The following is a 14,060-nucleotide window of genomic DNA, read 5'->3' as shown; positions in this document are numbered from 1 at the left end:
ACCCATAATGAGTTAAAAGTATTCAGCTGTAAGAAGCGAATTCAAATCCTTGATGTCGGATTCCTTCCACAGCTTTCCCTGCAGTGCGTAATATGGCATTTCGTCCAGCCATTTTTTATGTTCGGGAGTTTCTACTCCTTCGATAATCACCTTGTAATGATTAAGGTGAAAAAAGCGCAATAAAGCGCGCATTAAACCTTCACCGCCGGACTTTTTCATAAAGTCCCATAGTAAAAAACGGTCCAATTTAACGAAGCGAAATTGGCTGTTATACAACGCGGAAAAACCCGCATAGCCAGAACCAAAATCATCGAGCCAAAATGAATAACTCTTTAGAGAGGGATCGCCGTGGACGCGATCCTTTACCAATCGGGTTGAGTTCTCGCTGATTTCAAAATGAATACAGCGAGTGGCACTAATTCTTTCTGCAAAATGACTATTAGCCAGGGACCTCAGAGAATGGTCGTCCACATTTAATGTGGCTATAACCTGATTATCACGAAACCAGTGGTTATATTTTTCTATCAGACTGACCTGCTCTAACAGAATCGCAATCCGGGTGGCGCTATCGGCGGAACGAAAGAACTGCTCAGGAGAGAAATGTGCATATCCACTATTAAAAGTGAATCGCGACAGGCACTCAACGGCCAGCAATTGTCCGGATTTTGCGAACATTGGCTGGAAAACATAATTAATTCCGTTATTTTGCTCTCTAAAAGAACTGTGCATTCCTCAATCCCTTGATTGATATATAACTATCTGTTTTATAACGATAATAAAATAAAATGTGTATATTTATGGGTAATAATCTTATTTGATACCGTCAGGATGAGTGATGCCGCTTACAGACCGTTAAACGTGCAATTTGTCTCGAATTCCAAATCGCTCAAAAGGTAACAAAATGTAAATATACGGAATAATGTGCTGTTAATCAGGCCTTAAGGCAAAATGTCCAACTGCATGACTTTCCCAAACACAGATTATTCCTATTCGATTGAATCGTCAACATCGATCGATAGGTATTTGTTGATAGTTTATTCCTATCAAGAGGGGGCTTATGAATGTTTTAAACGATTTAACAATAAGAATACGCTTAGTCTATATTTCGTCCGGCAATGGGTTCATCGAGGCAACATTCCTTTTAAGCAAGGAGTGCTATCGCTGAGTGTATGCTCAGTGCCGGGTCGGTATATATTCATCTGTCACTGAATCGATTATTTTATTGTTTTTCTATGGAGCTGGAAATGAAAAAAGTATTATTGCCTTTGGCCGCGCTGGTATTGTCTGCTACTGCTTATAACGCTACTGCTGCAAGCGGTAACGTGAAATTTACCGGTGAAATCGTACAGTCTACTTGTCAAGTAGTTGATAAAGACCAGAATAAAGAAGTTTACCTGGGTAAATATCCTACCAGCGCATTCCCAACTTCTGGTTCTACCAGCGGTGCTAAAGCTTTCGATATTAGCCTGGAGAAATGTGAACCAGGTAATTACACCCTGCGCTTTGACGGCAACACCCCTGCCGGTCACCCAGAGCTGTTGGCTGTAACTGGCGGCGCTAATGGCGTTGGCGTTGAAATTCTGGATAACAACGGTTCAACTCTGCCAATCTCTCAGGAAGTTGCTACTCCAGCTACCGTTGCTGTAGCTTCTGATGGCGATAACCCAGGTTCTGCAACTTTCAACCTGCGTGCACGTTATAAATCTTACCAGAATGCAGTAACTGCGGGTCAGGCAAACTCTAACGCTACCTTTACCATCGAATACAAATAATTTAATTCGCTGGCAGGATAGATAGAGCTATTGGCCACGGACGGCTAAATTTTGAGAGTTGAGATATTCCGATGAAAAAAGTGCTTTCTTGTATTTTATTCGCATTCTCTGTTAATGCTTTTGCCGGCATTCAAGTTGATTCAACGCGCGTAATTTATAATAGCGGAAGTAAATCCGCATCGCTCTCAATCAGCAATGACAGCGATGACACCTATATGGTGCAAACCTGGCTGGATACTGGTGACGCAAGCCAGATGCCAAAGAATTTACCGATCGTGGTCACACCACCTATTTTAAAATTGGCTGCCAAAAAAGACGCGATTTTGCGTTTTATCTATTCCGGCAGCGGTTTACCGCAGGACAGAGAAAGTCTGCTCTGGGTTAACGTACAGGAAATTCCGCCAACACCTAAGCAGGACAACGTGCTGCAGGTGGCGATCCGTACCCGCATCAAACTGTTTTACCGTCCTGAAGCTCTGAAGACCAATTTGCAGCAGCAAGCTGAGGCTCTTAAATGGCAGCGTCAGGGGAGCAATCTGGTGGTCAGCAACAACGGCCCACTGCATGTGACGTTGGGCATACTGACGCTGAAAAGCGGTGGCAAGAGCTGGAAAGTGAATGCCGACATGGTGAAACCGCAAGATAGCCTGAAGATTGCTCTGCCACAGGGCGCGCAGTCGGCTAACAATATGTCGTTCACTTATATCAACGATTACGGCGGCCACACCGAGATTAAGAACGTTGCATTAAATTGATTTAAGCCCTTCAAGGAATGAACAAAAATGGCACATACAAGAATAACAACCCCCACGCCAAAACGTTTGGTCAGGCTGATTAATGGTGTAATTTATTTTTCTGCGGTGCCATTTTCATTCTCTCACATGGCCATGGCGGAGGAGCAGTTCAACACCTCTTTCATTCATGGCGATGACAACATTGCCCAGGTGGCTGCGTTATCCAGTGGTGACGATATTTTGCCAGGTAAATATCCGTTTGATATTTACCTCAACGGTCAACGTGTCGATCACCGCGATATCGAATTTAAAAAAGACAGCAAAGATGCACCGGTATCGCCGTGCCTGAGCGCACAAGATTACCAGGACTACGGCGTTAAACTGCCGGGTGATATGAAAACAGAAGGTGCTGCGCAGTGTTATGCACTGTCACAGCAGATCTCCGGTGCAAAACTGAGCTATGACGCGGCTATCCAGCGCATGGACCTGGAAGTACCGCAGGTTTTCCTGGTGCCGCGCCCACAGGGCTCCATCTCGCCTAAGGTTTACGATCGCGGTATTAACGCCGGCTTCGTCAACTATAACTTCAGCGGCAATCATAATAACTACAGCAACAACGCCAACGATAAAACCTCAGACTATTACTTCCTGAGTCTGAATAACGGTATCAACGTCGGTAACTGGCGTTTGCGTAATAACTCGACGCTTAACCAGCAGTCAGGAGCGGGCACTCACTGGAATGCGATCTCCAGCTGGGCGGAAACCGATATTGTTTCCCTGCGCAGCCGTATGGTGATTGGCCAGACCAATACCAATAACAATGTGTTCGACAGCATCCAGTTCCGCGGCGTGCAGATTTCCAGTGCCAACGATATGTTGCCGGAAAGCCAGCGCGGCTATGCTCCTGTGGTACGCGGCGTAGCTTCGACCAATGCTCGCGTAGAGATCCGCCAGAACGGTTACACCATTTATAGCACCAACGTGCCACCGGGTCCGTTTGCGCTGACGGATATTTTCCCGAGTACCTTGAGTGGTAACCTGAACGTCTCGGTGATCGAGGCCAACGGTTCGAGAACCACTTTCGTGGTGCCGTTCTCCTCAGTGCCAAATATGCTGCGTGAAGGGATCTGGGACTACCAGATGACCGCCGGTAAATATCACGACGGTACCACCCGTTATCAGCCGAAATTCATGCAAGGTACTTTGTCCCACGGGATGGCGTATGACATTACGCCATACGGCGGTTTGCTGGTTGCAGAGAACTACCGCTCGGCGGTGTTGGGATTGGGGAAAAACCTGGGTTCCTGGGGCGCGGTTTCTTTTGATATGTCCTATTCCGATACCAACCTGGTCAACGGTGATGACAAGCAGGGTGAGAGCTTCCGCTTCCTGTACTCCAAGTCGCTCAGCGACTGGGGCACCGAATTCCAGATCGCCGGTTACCGTTATTCAACCTCTGGCTATTACGATTTCTCGGATGCGGTTGCGGAACGCGATCGCTATGAAGACGGTTACTACCGCAACGATTACTACGATGAAAACGATCGTAACCTCGGTGTTCCCGATTGGGCGGAATCGCGTCGTCGGACTTATTACACCAGCAAGTTCAACAATAAACGCCAACGCGTAGAGCTGTCGATCAACCAACGTATCGCCGGTAACTCAACGCTGTACACCAATATCAGCAACCAGTCGTATTGGGGCGGATCCGGTCAGGATCGTACCGTACAGAGCGGTTTCAACAGCAGTTACAAGAATATCAGCTACGGCGTGTTCTATCAGGACAGCCGCAGTAACTACGGTTACAAGGATCGCAGCGTTAACTTGAGCGTGTCGATTCCGTTCAGCTTCTTCAGCCGGGATTCGTCTGATATGACGGCCAGCTTCAATGCCGGCCATAGCAAGCAGAGCGGCAACACTTACAGCGCTGGTCTGAGCGGCACGGCACTGGATGATAACCGCCTCAATTACGCGGTGCAAAGTGGGCACGATCGTTACTCCGGTCAAACCAGCTCGGCTAACGTGGGTTATCAGGGCAGTATGGGGACGGTCAATGCCGGTTACAGCTACAGCAATGATTACCAACAGTCTTCATTGGGTGTATCAGGCGGTATCGTGGCGCATTCCGGTGGTGTGACTCTGACGCAACCGCTGCAAAATACCTTTGTGCTGGTCGAGGCCAAAGATGCCAAGGGTGTCCGCCTGGAAAACCAGCCGGGTGTGGCTATCGACCGCTTTGGTTACGCCGTGATGACTTCCGCATCGCCATACCGTCACAACCGCGTGGCGTTACGCACTGAAGATATCGGTAATGGCCTGGATATCCCAATGGCAGCCCGTGATGTGGTACCAACTTACGGTGCCATCACCCGCGTGAAATTTGAAACACACACCGGTCAAAGTCTGTTGGTACACAGCAAAATGTTGGACGGCGGTGTGCCACCGATCGGCGCTAACGTATTCAGCGCTGATGGCAAGAACAACGGTACCGTGGGTACCAACGGGGATATTTATATCTCCGGTGCATCCGCAGGGGATCGCCTGCTGGTCAAATGGGGCAGCGATGCCGGCGAAAGTTGTTCGCTGGTAGTGCCGGAACTGAAATCAGCGACCGAACAGTTGATGGGTTATCAGGAACTTTCGCTGACCTGCGGAAAACCGTAAAAGGAATGAATATGTCTTCTTTGTTAAAACATAAAAACCTCGGGCTGGCAGCAGGACTGTTGGTCACATTGGGGGCGTTCTCGCAGAGCAGCTATGCGCTGTCATGTAAGCAAAATGGCAGTATCCGCCAGGACATCGTGTTGGATAAGGTGATCAAAGTATCAACGGCCAATACTGCTGCGGGGGCGTTGCTGTGGCGCTCAAAACCCTTTACTTCCGTCTTCCAGTGCGTGGATGACTGGAATAACCCTAGAGGGGAGCATGCTTTCCTGTACTGGGACCCGCAATCGCGTATGAGTCAGATCCATAACTCGATTGAAGTGGGCGTGACCTACAACAGTGTGGATATCAAACCCACTAAAGGTGCCAAACAAGATGTTGGCCCGGGTACAGAATGTCGTCCTTCCGGTAATAGCTGCCGTCCCCCGGCCAAATCTTTGACCGTAACGGTTTCCTATGCCATTTATATCAAGGCTACCGGAAAAGCACCGCCACCAGGTGGTAAAATAAACGATAGCAACGCCTATTCGGTATTCCAGGTGGATGGTGTGGGTGGCTTGAACGGTACGCCTAACAGCAACTTTAACGCCTATATTTCCGGGCTGGGCAATATTCAGTTTATTTCCTGCAACCCGAAAATCAACGTGGTGGCCAACAACGGTTCAACCGTGAACTTTGGTACTATTCCACGTCAGAATGCCGTGGCCGGCAAGATCGAAAAGCAGGTGCCATTCTCCGTTTCGGCCAACATGTCTGATCCTACTACCGGTCAGGATTGCAAGGGCGAAACCTTGCAGGCCAGCTTCAGCTCTACTTATCCGGTGCAGGACAACAGTGTAATTCTGCCGACCAGCGACAGCGGTTTTGGTATCGTGTTGTCTCAGGCGACAACGCCCAATACACCGATCATGATGAACAGCCCGGTGGACTTGGGTCTGGTCAACGGCACCGTCGTTGAAAAGAACTTTTTGGCCAGCCTGAAGTGGCTGAACACCAACCCGAGAGTGGGGCCGTTCAACGCTTCGGCGAATATAGACGTCACTTTTAAGTAAATGTCTTTAAGTAAAAAAGGGGGTTCAGCCATCCAGGCTGAACCCCCTTTTTTATGCTCAGTGCTGACCAACCCAGTTGGTGCAGACCCCGTCCAGACACTTACCTGCATACCATAGATTCATCCCCGGCGACTCGTGACGATGTCCGTTCAGCGGCTCGATAGCCTGTGGGCGCATTTCTGCGACATCCCAGCGCGTAGTACGGCGATATACCGCCGGCGTTTTGCCGAACTGTTTTTTAAACGCGCGCGAAAATGACGGTTGGGAATCAAAATGGAACTGCAGGGCGATATCGAGAATAGGGCGAGGGCTTGAACGCAGCGCCTGTGCCGCCTGCGACAGACGACGCTCGCGGATATAGCTGCCCAGCGCGTGGCCGGTGGTGCTGCGGAACATCCTTTGCAAGTGCCATTTGGAGTAGCCTGACTTGGCGGCCACGTTGTCTAACAGCAAGGGTTGATCCAGATGATTTTCAATCCAGTCCAGCAAATCGTGAATGATATTGACGCGATCCATGTTTGAGTTCTCCCGCAGTACGACATTCAGGTCAGTGTAGGTAAGAGTAATTATCCAAGCTTGTTCTTTGATAATAGGCTGCGGCACTGGGTTACGCAAGTGTTAACTATGGTGCTAAAGGTGGCTAAAAGTGCTCTTACCGTCGCGGAGAAATGAAAAAGGCCGCACGAGGCGGCCTTCAGACTGATGACAAACCCGCACAAGGGCTGAACCGGTAGGGGTCGAACATGTTCGACCCGATTTAACCCATTGCTTATGCTATAGGGCGCAGCATGCAGCGCCCCTACCACTAAACAACAAAGCTCTTTGTCATCGGCCTTAAAGCGAGGAGGGAAACGGCTATCAGTTGGTTTCCGGCTTCACTTCGATATAGTCCAACTGCAACACGCTGCTGGTGTAGCCACGGATCTTGTTGGTCATTTCAATATCGCCGTTCAGCTTGTGGCCGTAGGACGGAATGATCTCTTTCAGCTTGCTCTGCCATTCCGGCGTCGCCACTTTATCTTTGAACACGGTTTCCATCAGGTGCAGCATGATCGGTGCGGCAGTAGAGGCGCCCGGTGATGCACCCAGCAGGGCGGCAATGCTGCCGTCTTTAGCGCTGACCACTTCAGTACCGAACTGCAGCAGGCCACCTTTGTCATCGTCTTTCTTGATGATTTGCACGCGTTGACCGGCAGTCCACAGCTTCCAGTCAGCTTGTTTGGCTTCAGGGAAATACTCTTTCAGCGCGGCGAAACGGTCGTCGTCGTTCATCATCAACTGACCCACCAGGTATTTCACCAGGTCGAAGTTATCCAGACCGACGTGAGTCATTGGCATCAGGTTAGAGGTGCTCAGGGAATGCAGCAGATCGAACAGTGAACCGTTTTTCAGGAACTTGCCGGAGAAGGTAGCGAACGGCCCGAACAGCAGGACGCGTTTGCCATCCAGCATGCGGGTATCCAGGTGCGGAACCGACATCGGTGGCGAGCCTACGCTGGCCAGACCATAAACCTTGGCCAGATGCTGGTTGGCAATTTCCGGGTTGGTGGTCACCAGGAACTGACCGCCGACCGGGAAGGCACCGTAGCCTTCGGCTTCAGGAATACCGGTTTTTTGCAGCAGCGTCAGAGAAGCACCGCCCGCGCCGATAAACACGAACTTGGCGTTAACGGTGGTTTCTTTGCCGTCACGGTTCAGATCGGCCACGGTTACACGCCAGGTATTGTCGTCGTTGCGTTTGATATCGCGTACTTCATGGCTCAGGTTCAGCTTGAAGTTTGGATTTTTGGTCAGCGTATCCACCAGTTGGTGGGTGATCACGCCAAAGTTGACGTCGGTGCCCAGCGGCATGCGGGTGGCGGCAATTTTTTGCTTAGGATCGCGACCGTCCATGACCAGCGGTGCCCACTGTTTAATCTGGTTGGCGTCCTCTGAGTACTCCATACCACGGAACAGGGTGCTGTGCTGCAGCGCTGCATAGCGTTTGCGCAGGAAGTTGACGTTATCGTCACCCCAGACAAAGCTCATGTGCGGCACGCTGTTGATAAAGGATTTTGGATCTTTCAGGACGTTATTTTTAACCTGATAAGACCAGAATTGACGAGAGATTTCAAAAGACTCGTTCACCACCACGGCTTTGCTGATATCAATGCTGCCGTCTTTTTTTTCTGGGGTGTAGTTCATTTCGGCGAAGGCGGAGTGGCCGGTACCGGCGTTATTCCAGCCGTTGGAGCTTTCTTCCGCAACGCCATTCATGCGCTCATACATGTCGATGGACCAGTTTGGCTCCAGCTCATGCAGGTAAGTCCCCAAAGTGGCGCTCATGATGCCGCCGCCGATCAGAACCACATCAACGGTCTTATTCTCTTCTGCTGCGGCCTGTTGCGTGACGCCAAACAGGTTCAGACAGAAAATCAGGACGAGTAATTTTCTCATTAATTCAAATCTCTTGTGTGTAAATTCTACTCATTGCAGGTGAAAGAATTTATCGGGAGCTACCCTGGAAATAAGTGAAATCAACCCGCCCGGCAAAACCGGATTGCAGTGATAATGTCTTTTTGTTAATCATTTTTTTAACGAAAAGTGGATTATTACAGGCTGCCTGGGGACAGATTGTTCAACTCTGGTTACTGAGGGGATATTATTGTTTGCAATATTGTTAAAAACTACTTTTGTAATTAAAAAAAGCGGATTAAAGGCAGGAATAATTCATTTGTTATTTCTATTTAAATATAACCGCTATATTTACAGGGTTTAATTGCCGCGGATTTAAACGATATTCAGCTATCACACAATATTTATAGAACAATTGCAAATGCCCTCGGTAACAAAAAGAAAATGGCCGCCGTGCAGGGCGACCATTAACCGGTTAACGCGCTTGCCAAACTCCGCTGGGAAGGGTGTCGGCGATGTAAGTGCTGAAATCGCGCGGTGCACGCCCAAGGCTACGCTGGACATCATCGGTCAATGACGCGTTGCGTCCGTCCAGCACCGTGCTGAACAGATACTCAAGCAGCGTGACCATTTCTGCCGGCAGTTGCGCTTCGCGCAGGTATCCAACGTAATCTGCCACCGGCACCTGCTGATAGTGGATCTCACGCCCAGCGGCGGCGGCAATCTCGCCAATCGCCTGTTCAAAGGTCATCAGACGCGGGCCGGTCAATTCATAATGCGTATTGCTGTGGCCGGGTTGGGTGAGGGCGGCAACCGCAACATCGGCAATATCTTCCGCATCAATAAAAGGTTCGGGGATCTCGCCCGGTGGTAAATAGACTGCGCCGTTTAGTAATTCATCAAGAATAAAACTCTCGCTGAAGTTTTGCATAAACCAACTGGCTCGCAATATCGTCCAGTCCGCCCCACTGCGTTCAACCACTTCTTCCGCCTGACGGGCCTCGTCTTCGCCGCGCCCACTGAGCAACACTATTTTTTGCACGCCGCCAGTTACCGCCTGCCGGCAAAAGCGTTCAACGATTTCGGTTGCGCCCGGAACTGCCAGGTCGGGTTGAAAGCTGAGATAAAGTTTTTCCACATCCTGCAAGGCGGATTGCCAGGTGGTGCTGTCCTGCCAGTCGAAAGGGATGGCGGCACTACGATGCCCGGCACGCACCGGTATGCCCCGCTGTTGCAAACGTGCTGCCACACGGCTACCGGTTTTTCCCGTAGCGCCTAAAACCAGAATGGGTGAATCCTTTTCGTTGCTGTTCATAGTGTCGCTCAAAATGTGAGTGTTACTCATGTTTTGTAAATATGATAAACCCTCGTATTATTGTCAAGGCGGTTTTTGTTCAAAGGACGATGCATGATGAATGATAAGCAAAAAAATATTGCCGCCCTGCGGCGTAAACCCAGCCAGACGCGTAGCCGTGAGAAGGTGGAGCTGATCCTGGACTGCGCAACTGCGCTGATAGCCCAACAGGGCAGTGACGTGATGCGGATGAGCGAAGTGGCGCAAAATGCCGGCATTTCGATTGGCGCGCTGTACCAGTACTTCCCGGATAAAAGCGCTATCGTGCGTGTGCTGGCGCAACGTTATAACCAGGAGGCGCGTGAATGCATCGAGCAAGGCTTGATTCAGGTCCAGACGTTACCGCAGTTGATCGAGGCTTTTAACTGCCTGATTGACGAATATTACGCCTTGTTTATGGCTGAGCCGGTGATGCGGGATATCTGGGCGGCGACTCAGGCCAACAAAACGCTGCGTGAAGAAGAAGTGGCGGAAAGCCGGTTGAACGGTGCATTGCTGGCAGCGACAATACGCCGGTTACGACCGCAGTCAGACCCGGCGGCGGTGGAAAATGCCGCTTTCCTGTTGATGCATTTGGGGGAGGCGACGATGCGACTGGCGGTGAGTACCGATCCTGATGAGGGCCGCGATTTGGTAGCGAGTTATAAGCAAATGGCGGCCAAGATGCTGGCGGATAGTTAAAAGGTCTCTGGTTAGCGTGCCTGACGCCACTCTTCATTCAGCAGGGCATAAATCAATTCGTCGCCCCATTCGCCGTTGAAACGATCGTTTTGCCGCAGGTGCGCCTCTTTACGCATACCCAGACGTTCGACCACGCCAATCGAACCCTGATTGGCGGCATCAAGGCGGGCAAATATGCGATGAAAACCCGATTCGGCAAACCCGCGATCCAGTACCGATTTTACGGCTTCCGCGGCATAGCCTTTTCCTGAATAAGCCGGGTTGAAAATGTAGCCAATCTCCCCTTGCAATGCTGCGCCGTTGGCCAGTTTCAGCAACACTTCACCGATCAGTTTCCCGCTATCTTTCAAGGTAACGGCACAATAAAGAATGTCGCCGTCCTCACTGAAGCGCGAAGCCATCGCCTGGGTAAACAGGGAGGCCAACTGCGCATCGTCCGGTGTGGGGGCGTACAGATAACGATAGACCTCCGGCAAGCGATGATAATCCGCATAAGCTTCGAGATCGGCAGGCGTAAACTGGCGCAGTTGCAGACGTTCGGTGGTCAAGGGCAGGGTTATCAAATTCAAAAGCAGATCCTTATTTTTTGGTCGGCTCACACTGGTTTTTCAACAGGCTGGGAAACAGCTTTTGTGCGGTTGGGCCATCGGTCGAAATGCTAAGCGCAGTAACCTTTAACTCACTGCGTAGCGTGGCGCTATTTACCTGAATACCGTTGATCACTGTGATGAATGTTTTGCCGAAGTTGTCGCTGGTAGTGATTGCCGCCAGCCGTTGTGCTGCCTGCGGTTGCAGTTCGACGTTTAGCTGCACGAAGCCGGGATTAAGCGAGTCTTTAAGCTTGATACTTAACTGACTGAAATCACAGGCAGAATCAAGACGGAATTGTATCGGCGAAGCGGCCAGGGGGGAAGCTGCAACAAACAGCGAACTGATGAGTATAACCAAGCGGAATAACGCCATGAAGAGTCCTTCTCGAAAGCGAAAGTGTTCTTCAATATAACAGTTGCCTGTTGTTTATAAAGGGTAAAAACGCTATTCATCCCTGCACTCCAGGCGATGAACAGCGTTTGGGTCTCCGATTATTAGCTTACTTAATCGCCATGGCGTCGCGCAGGGTATAGAACAGATCCGTTTGATCGGTCAGGCCAACCACGTTGGCAGCATGGGGGCCGTAAGCCGCGACCCGCAATTGAGTACCCGTGTGCCCTTGCGAATCTTCTTCTGAATTGCCGTAGCTGATGGTCATCGGCGCGCCATCTTTGGTGGTCAGCGTTTGCGTCAGGCCTGGGGCCTTGGCGTCGGTGGCGATAATCTGGCTGGAGTGGGCGTGGTCTGCGGTGACGATCACCAGGGTGTTGCCATCCGCGCGGGCGAATGCCAAGGCTTTCTGTACCGCTTCATCCAAATCCACGGTCTCGCCAAACTGGCCGCACGGGTTGGCAGCATGATCCTGTTTGTCGATCGACGCGCCTTCAATCTGCAGGAAGAAACCGTTTTGATTGGTTTTCAGCAGGTCGATGGCTTTTTCAGTCATGGCTGCCAGCGTCGGGATATCCGCAGTGCGTGCCGGATTATTCTCGCAGGTCACCGCCGGCTGGTCGATATTGCCGTGATAAGTGGCTTTCGGCCCCAGCCAGCGAACCGGCATATTGCCGGCAGCAAACAGCCCGAGCAGCGGTTTCTGCTGGTTGGCTACGCTGACGGCGTTCAGGGCATCAAGGTTTTCAACCCACTGATAGCCCAGAGCGGCCGCCTGTTCTTTTAGTGATTTTCCCTGCCATTCGCCGCTTTTTGCCAGCTGATTAAAGGATTTTGCCCCACCGCCGAGCGTGACGTCGGCGCGAGCCTTCAGCAACTGCTCGCTGATGGATCCATGGCCGCCATTTTCCAGCGCGTGGGTGGCGCATTTTTCGCTGGTTTCTTCCGGGCCGTAACATTTACGTGAGGTGACATGGGAAATTTGTGCCGCCGGTGTGGCGTCCTGCAGCTCGGCAGTGGACACATTGCCGGTGGCTTTACCCGCGGTCTTGGCGATTTCCAGCAGCGTCGGCTGGTCTTTGCCGTTGACGTCCACACCCAGTGCGCCGTTATAGGTTTTTACACCGCTTGACCAGGCGGTCGCCGAAGCGGCGGAGTCGGTGACGTAATTCGGTTTGTGGGTTTTCTTGTCCAGCGAGTAATGGGTGTATTGACCGGTCAGCGGCAGGGCATCGATACCTTTAAAATAGCCGCCCGCACCTTCGGCGTAGTTGCGTGCCGAGGTGATTTCCGAATCGCCCATGCCATCACCGATCAGCAAAATCACGTTTTTGACCGTTTTGTCAGACAGCGAAGCCTTCAACGCGGCAGTTTGATCGCCACTCAGACGGCGGGCGCCACCGGGTTCCACGATGTTGCCGCGTGCCGCACGTTCGTAAAGGCTGGCGGTATTGACCGGGGTTTCATCGGCGAAGGCGGCGGAACAGAGCAAGGCGGATAACACGGCACCGGCGATCAGGGAAAGGGACTGCTGCATAGGGGGAAAGCTCCTTGTCGAAATACAAAATTATAATTGGCATCAATTTGTTACGAAGGAGGGTAGTGCAGAGGTATGACAGTTTTATGACGGTAAATGGGGGAAAGAAAAAGGATAGCCGAGTGGCTATCCCAGGCGATCCATTATTCGCTGCGGGCGGGAATATTCAGGCCGCGTTGTACTGCCGGACGGGCCAGACCGCGCTCCAGCCATTGTCCTACCAGCGGGAAGCTATCGAACTCGACCAACTCACGGGCTTCGTAAAAGCCAATCAGGTTACGGACCCAGCCCAGCAATGAAATGTCGGCGATGCTGTAATCCTGGCCCATGATCCAGTCACGGCCTTCAAGCCGGGTTTCCAGCACGCCGAGCAGGCGCTTGGATTCATTTTTATAGCGTTCCAGCGGGCGTTTATCCTCATATTCGCGACCGGCGAATTTATGGAAGAAGCCGAGCTGACCGAACATCGGGCCTACCGCCGCCATCTGGAAAAACACCCACTGGATGGTTTCGTAGCGCAGAGCGGGATCCTGCGGCAGGAACTTGCCGCTTTTTTCCGCCAGGTACAGCAGGATAGCGCCGGATTCAAACAGCGCCAGCGGCTTACCATCCGGGCCGTTAGGATCGATGATCGAGGGGATCTTGCCGTTTGGGTTTAGCGACAGAAACTCGGGCGTCCAGGTTTCGTTGTTGCCGATATCGATCAGGTGCGGCTCATAAGCCAGACCGATTTCTTCCAGCATGATGGAGACCTTGACCCCGTTGGGCGTAGGCAATGAGTAAAGTTGCAGTCTTTCCGGGTGCTGCGCGGGCCAGCGTTTGACGATCGGGAATTGGGTTTGGTCGAGCATGACGAGTCCTCGGGTTGACGGTTTGCCTATTGAGTATTGC

The 14,060-nt window shown here is 51.4% G+C and carries 13 protein-coding genes; 5 read left to right on the top strand and 8 right to left on the bottom strand.

Going from position 1 to position 14,060, the window contains the following annotated elements; all coding sequences use genetic code 11:
* Window positions 1-12: 12 nt before the first annotated feature.
* Entirely contained in the window at window positions 13-729 is a 717-nt protein-coding gene (locus FCL49_RS07185; RefSeq protein WP_174352977.1) for an EAL domain-containing protein, read from the bottom strand.
* Between the two features lie 515 nt (window positions 730-1,244).
* Here FCL49_RS07185 and FCL49_RS07180 point away from each other — a divergent pair.
* The 4 genes from FCL49_RS07180 to FCL49_RS07165 all read left to right on the top strand — a co-directional run bounded on the left by FCL49_RS07180 (window position 1,245) and on the right by FCL49_RS07165 (window position 6,222).
* A complete protein-coding gene (locus tag FCL49_RS07180; protein ID WP_174352976.1) occupies window positions 1,245-1,772 on the top strand; it encodes a fimbrial protein in 528 nt (175 codons plus the stop codon).
* A gap of 71 nt (window positions 1,773-1,843) precedes the next feature.
* Window positions 1,844-2,527 carry a fimbrial biogenesis chaperone gene (locus FCL49_RS07175; RefSeq protein ID WP_174352975.1) on the top strand — a complete coding sequence of 228 codons (684 nt, stop codon included), beginning with the start codon at window positions 1,844-1,846 and terminating at the stop codon, window positions 2,525-2,527.
* Between the two features lie 27 nt (window positions 2,528-2,554).
* A complete protein-coding gene (locus FCL49_RS07170) occupies window positions 2,555-5,170 on the top strand; it encodes a fimbria/pilus outer membrane usher protein (protein WP_174352974.1) in 2,616 nt (871 codons plus the stop codon).
* 11 nt (window positions 5,171-5,181) lie between these two features.
* Window positions 5,182-6,222, top strand: a complete 1,041-nt coding sequence (locus tag FCL49_RS07165; RefSeq protein WP_174352973.1) for a fimbrial protein — start codon at window positions 5,182-5,184, stop codon at window positions 6,220-6,222.
* A 57-nt stretch (window positions 6,223-6,279) separates the two neighbouring features.
* Here FCL49_RS07165 and FCL49_RS07160 read toward each other — a convergent pair whose 3' ends face one another.
* From FCL49_RS07160 to FCL49_RS07150, 3 genes are all read right to left on the bottom strand, one after another.
* Window positions 6,280-6,738: a helix-turn-helix domain-containing protein gene (locus FCL49_RS07160; protein WP_174352972.1), complete on the bottom strand. Its 459-nt coding sequence runs from the start codon at window positions 6,736-6,738 to the stop codon at window positions 6,280-6,282.
* Between the two features lie 342 nt (window positions 6,739-7,080).
* Window positions 7,081-8,658: a malate dehydrogenase (quinone) gene (gene mqo, locus FCL49_RS07155; protein ID WP_174352971.1), complete on the bottom strand. Its 1,578-nt coding sequence runs from the start codon at window positions 8,656-8,658 to the stop codon at window positions 7,081-7,083.
* Between the two features lie 433 nt (window positions 8,659-9,091).
* A complete protein-coding gene (locus tag FCL49_RS07150) occupies window positions 9,092-9,931 on the bottom strand; it encodes an NmrA family NAD(P)-binding protein (protein WP_174352970.1) in 840 nt (279 codons plus the stop codon).
* A gap of 93 nt (window positions 9,932-10,024) precedes the next feature.
* Between FCL49_RS07150 and FCL49_RS07145 the strand changes: the two genes are divergently transcribed.
* A complete protein-coding gene (locus tag FCL49_RS07145; RefSeq protein WP_254611009.1) occupies window positions 10,025-10,651 on the top strand; it encodes a TetR/AcrR family transcriptional regulator in 627 nt (208 codons plus the stop codon).
* A gap of 11 nt (window positions 10,652-10,662) precedes the next feature.
* On the opposite strand, the gene FCL49_RS07140 is transcribed toward FCL49_RS07145, so the two are convergent.
* From FCL49_RS07140 to FCL49_RS07125, 4 genes are all read right to left on the bottom strand, one after another.
* Entirely contained in the window at window positions 10,663-11,220 is a 558-nt protein-coding gene (locus tag FCL49_RS07140) for a GNAT family N-acetyltransferase (protein WP_174352969.1), read from the bottom strand.
* Between the two features lie 10 nt (window positions 11,221-11,230).
* On the bottom strand, window positions 11,231-11,614 hold the full coding sequence (locus FCL49_RS07135; RefSeq protein ID WP_174352968.1) for a hypothetical protein: 384 nt from the start codon (window positions 11,612-11,614) through the stop codon (window positions 11,231-11,233).
* Window positions 11,615-11,741: 127 nt separating this feature from the next.
* Complete coding sequence (gene phoA, locus FCL49_RS07130; protein WP_174352967.1) at window positions 11,742-13,169, bottom strand: alkaline phosphatase; 1,428 nt, start codon at window positions 13,167-13,169, stop codon at window positions 11,742-11,744.
* Between the two features lie 143 nt (window positions 13,170-13,312).
* Entirely contained in the window at window positions 13,313-14,020 is a 708-nt protein-coding gene (locus FCL49_RS07125; protein WP_174352966.1) for a glutathione S-transferase N-terminal domain-containing protein, read from the bottom strand.
* Between the last annotated feature and the right edge of the window lie 40 nt (window positions 14,021-14,060).

Origin of the sequence: Serratia proteamaculans (genome assembly GCF_013337185.1) — a bacterium.
In the GTDB taxonomy this organism is placed as follows: domain Bacteria; phylum Pseudomonadota; class Gammaproteobacteria; order Enterobacterales; family Enterobacteriaceae; genus Serratia; species Serratia proteamaculans_D.
This window is presented reverse-complemented; position numbering and strand designations above follow the sequence as displayed.

Excerpts from the sequence above, each read along its gene's own strand:
- FCL49_RS07185 (WP_174352977.1), bottom strand. The coding sequence starts at position 729 with ATGCACAGTTCTTTTAGAGAGCAAAATAACGGAATTAATTATGTTTTC.
- FCL49_RS07180 (WP_174352976.1), top strand. The coding sequence starts at position 1,245 with ATGAAAAAAGTATTATTGCCTTTGGCCGCGCTGGTATTGTCTGCTACT.
- FCL49_RS07175 (WP_174352975.1), top strand. The coding sequence starts at position 1,844 with ATGAAAAAAGTGCTTTCTTGTATTTTATTCGCATTCTCTGTTAATGCT.
- FCL49_RS07170 (WP_174352974.1), top strand. The coding sequence starts at position 2,555 with ATGGCACATACAAGAATAACAACCCCCACGCCAAAACGTTTGGTCAGG.
- FCL49_RS07165 (WP_174352973.1), top strand. The coding sequence starts at position 5,182 with ATGTCTTCTTTGTTAAAACATAAAAACCTCGGGCTGGCAGCAGGACTG.
- FCL49_RS07160 (WP_174352972.1), bottom strand. The coding sequence starts at position 6,738 with ATGGATCGCGTCAATATCATTCACGATTTGCTGGACTGGATTGAAAAT.
- mqo (WP_174352971.1), bottom strand. The coding sequence starts at position 8,658 with ATGAGAAAATTACTCGTCCTGATTTTCTGTCTGAACCTGTTTGGCGTC.
- FCL49_RS07150 (WP_174352970.1), bottom strand. The coding sequence starts at position 9,931 with ATGAACAGCAACGAAAAGGATTCACCCATTCTGGTTTTAGGCGCTACG.
- FCL49_RS07145 (WP_254611009.1), top strand. The coding sequence starts at position 10,025 with ATGATGAATGATAAGCAAAAAAATATTGCCGCCCTGCGGCGTAAACCC.
- FCL49_RS07135 (WP_174352968.1), bottom strand. The coding sequence starts at position 11,614 with ATGGCGTTATTCCGCTTGGTTATACTCATCAGTTCGCTGTTTGTTGCA.
- phoA (WP_174352967.1), bottom strand. The coding sequence starts at position 13,169 with ATGCAGCAGTCCCTTTCCCTGATCGCCGGTGCCGTGTTATCCGCCTTG.
- FCL49_RS07125 (WP_174352966.1), bottom strand. The coding sequence starts at position 14,020 with ATGCTCGACCAAACCCAATTCCCGATCGTCAAACGCTGGCCCGCGCAG.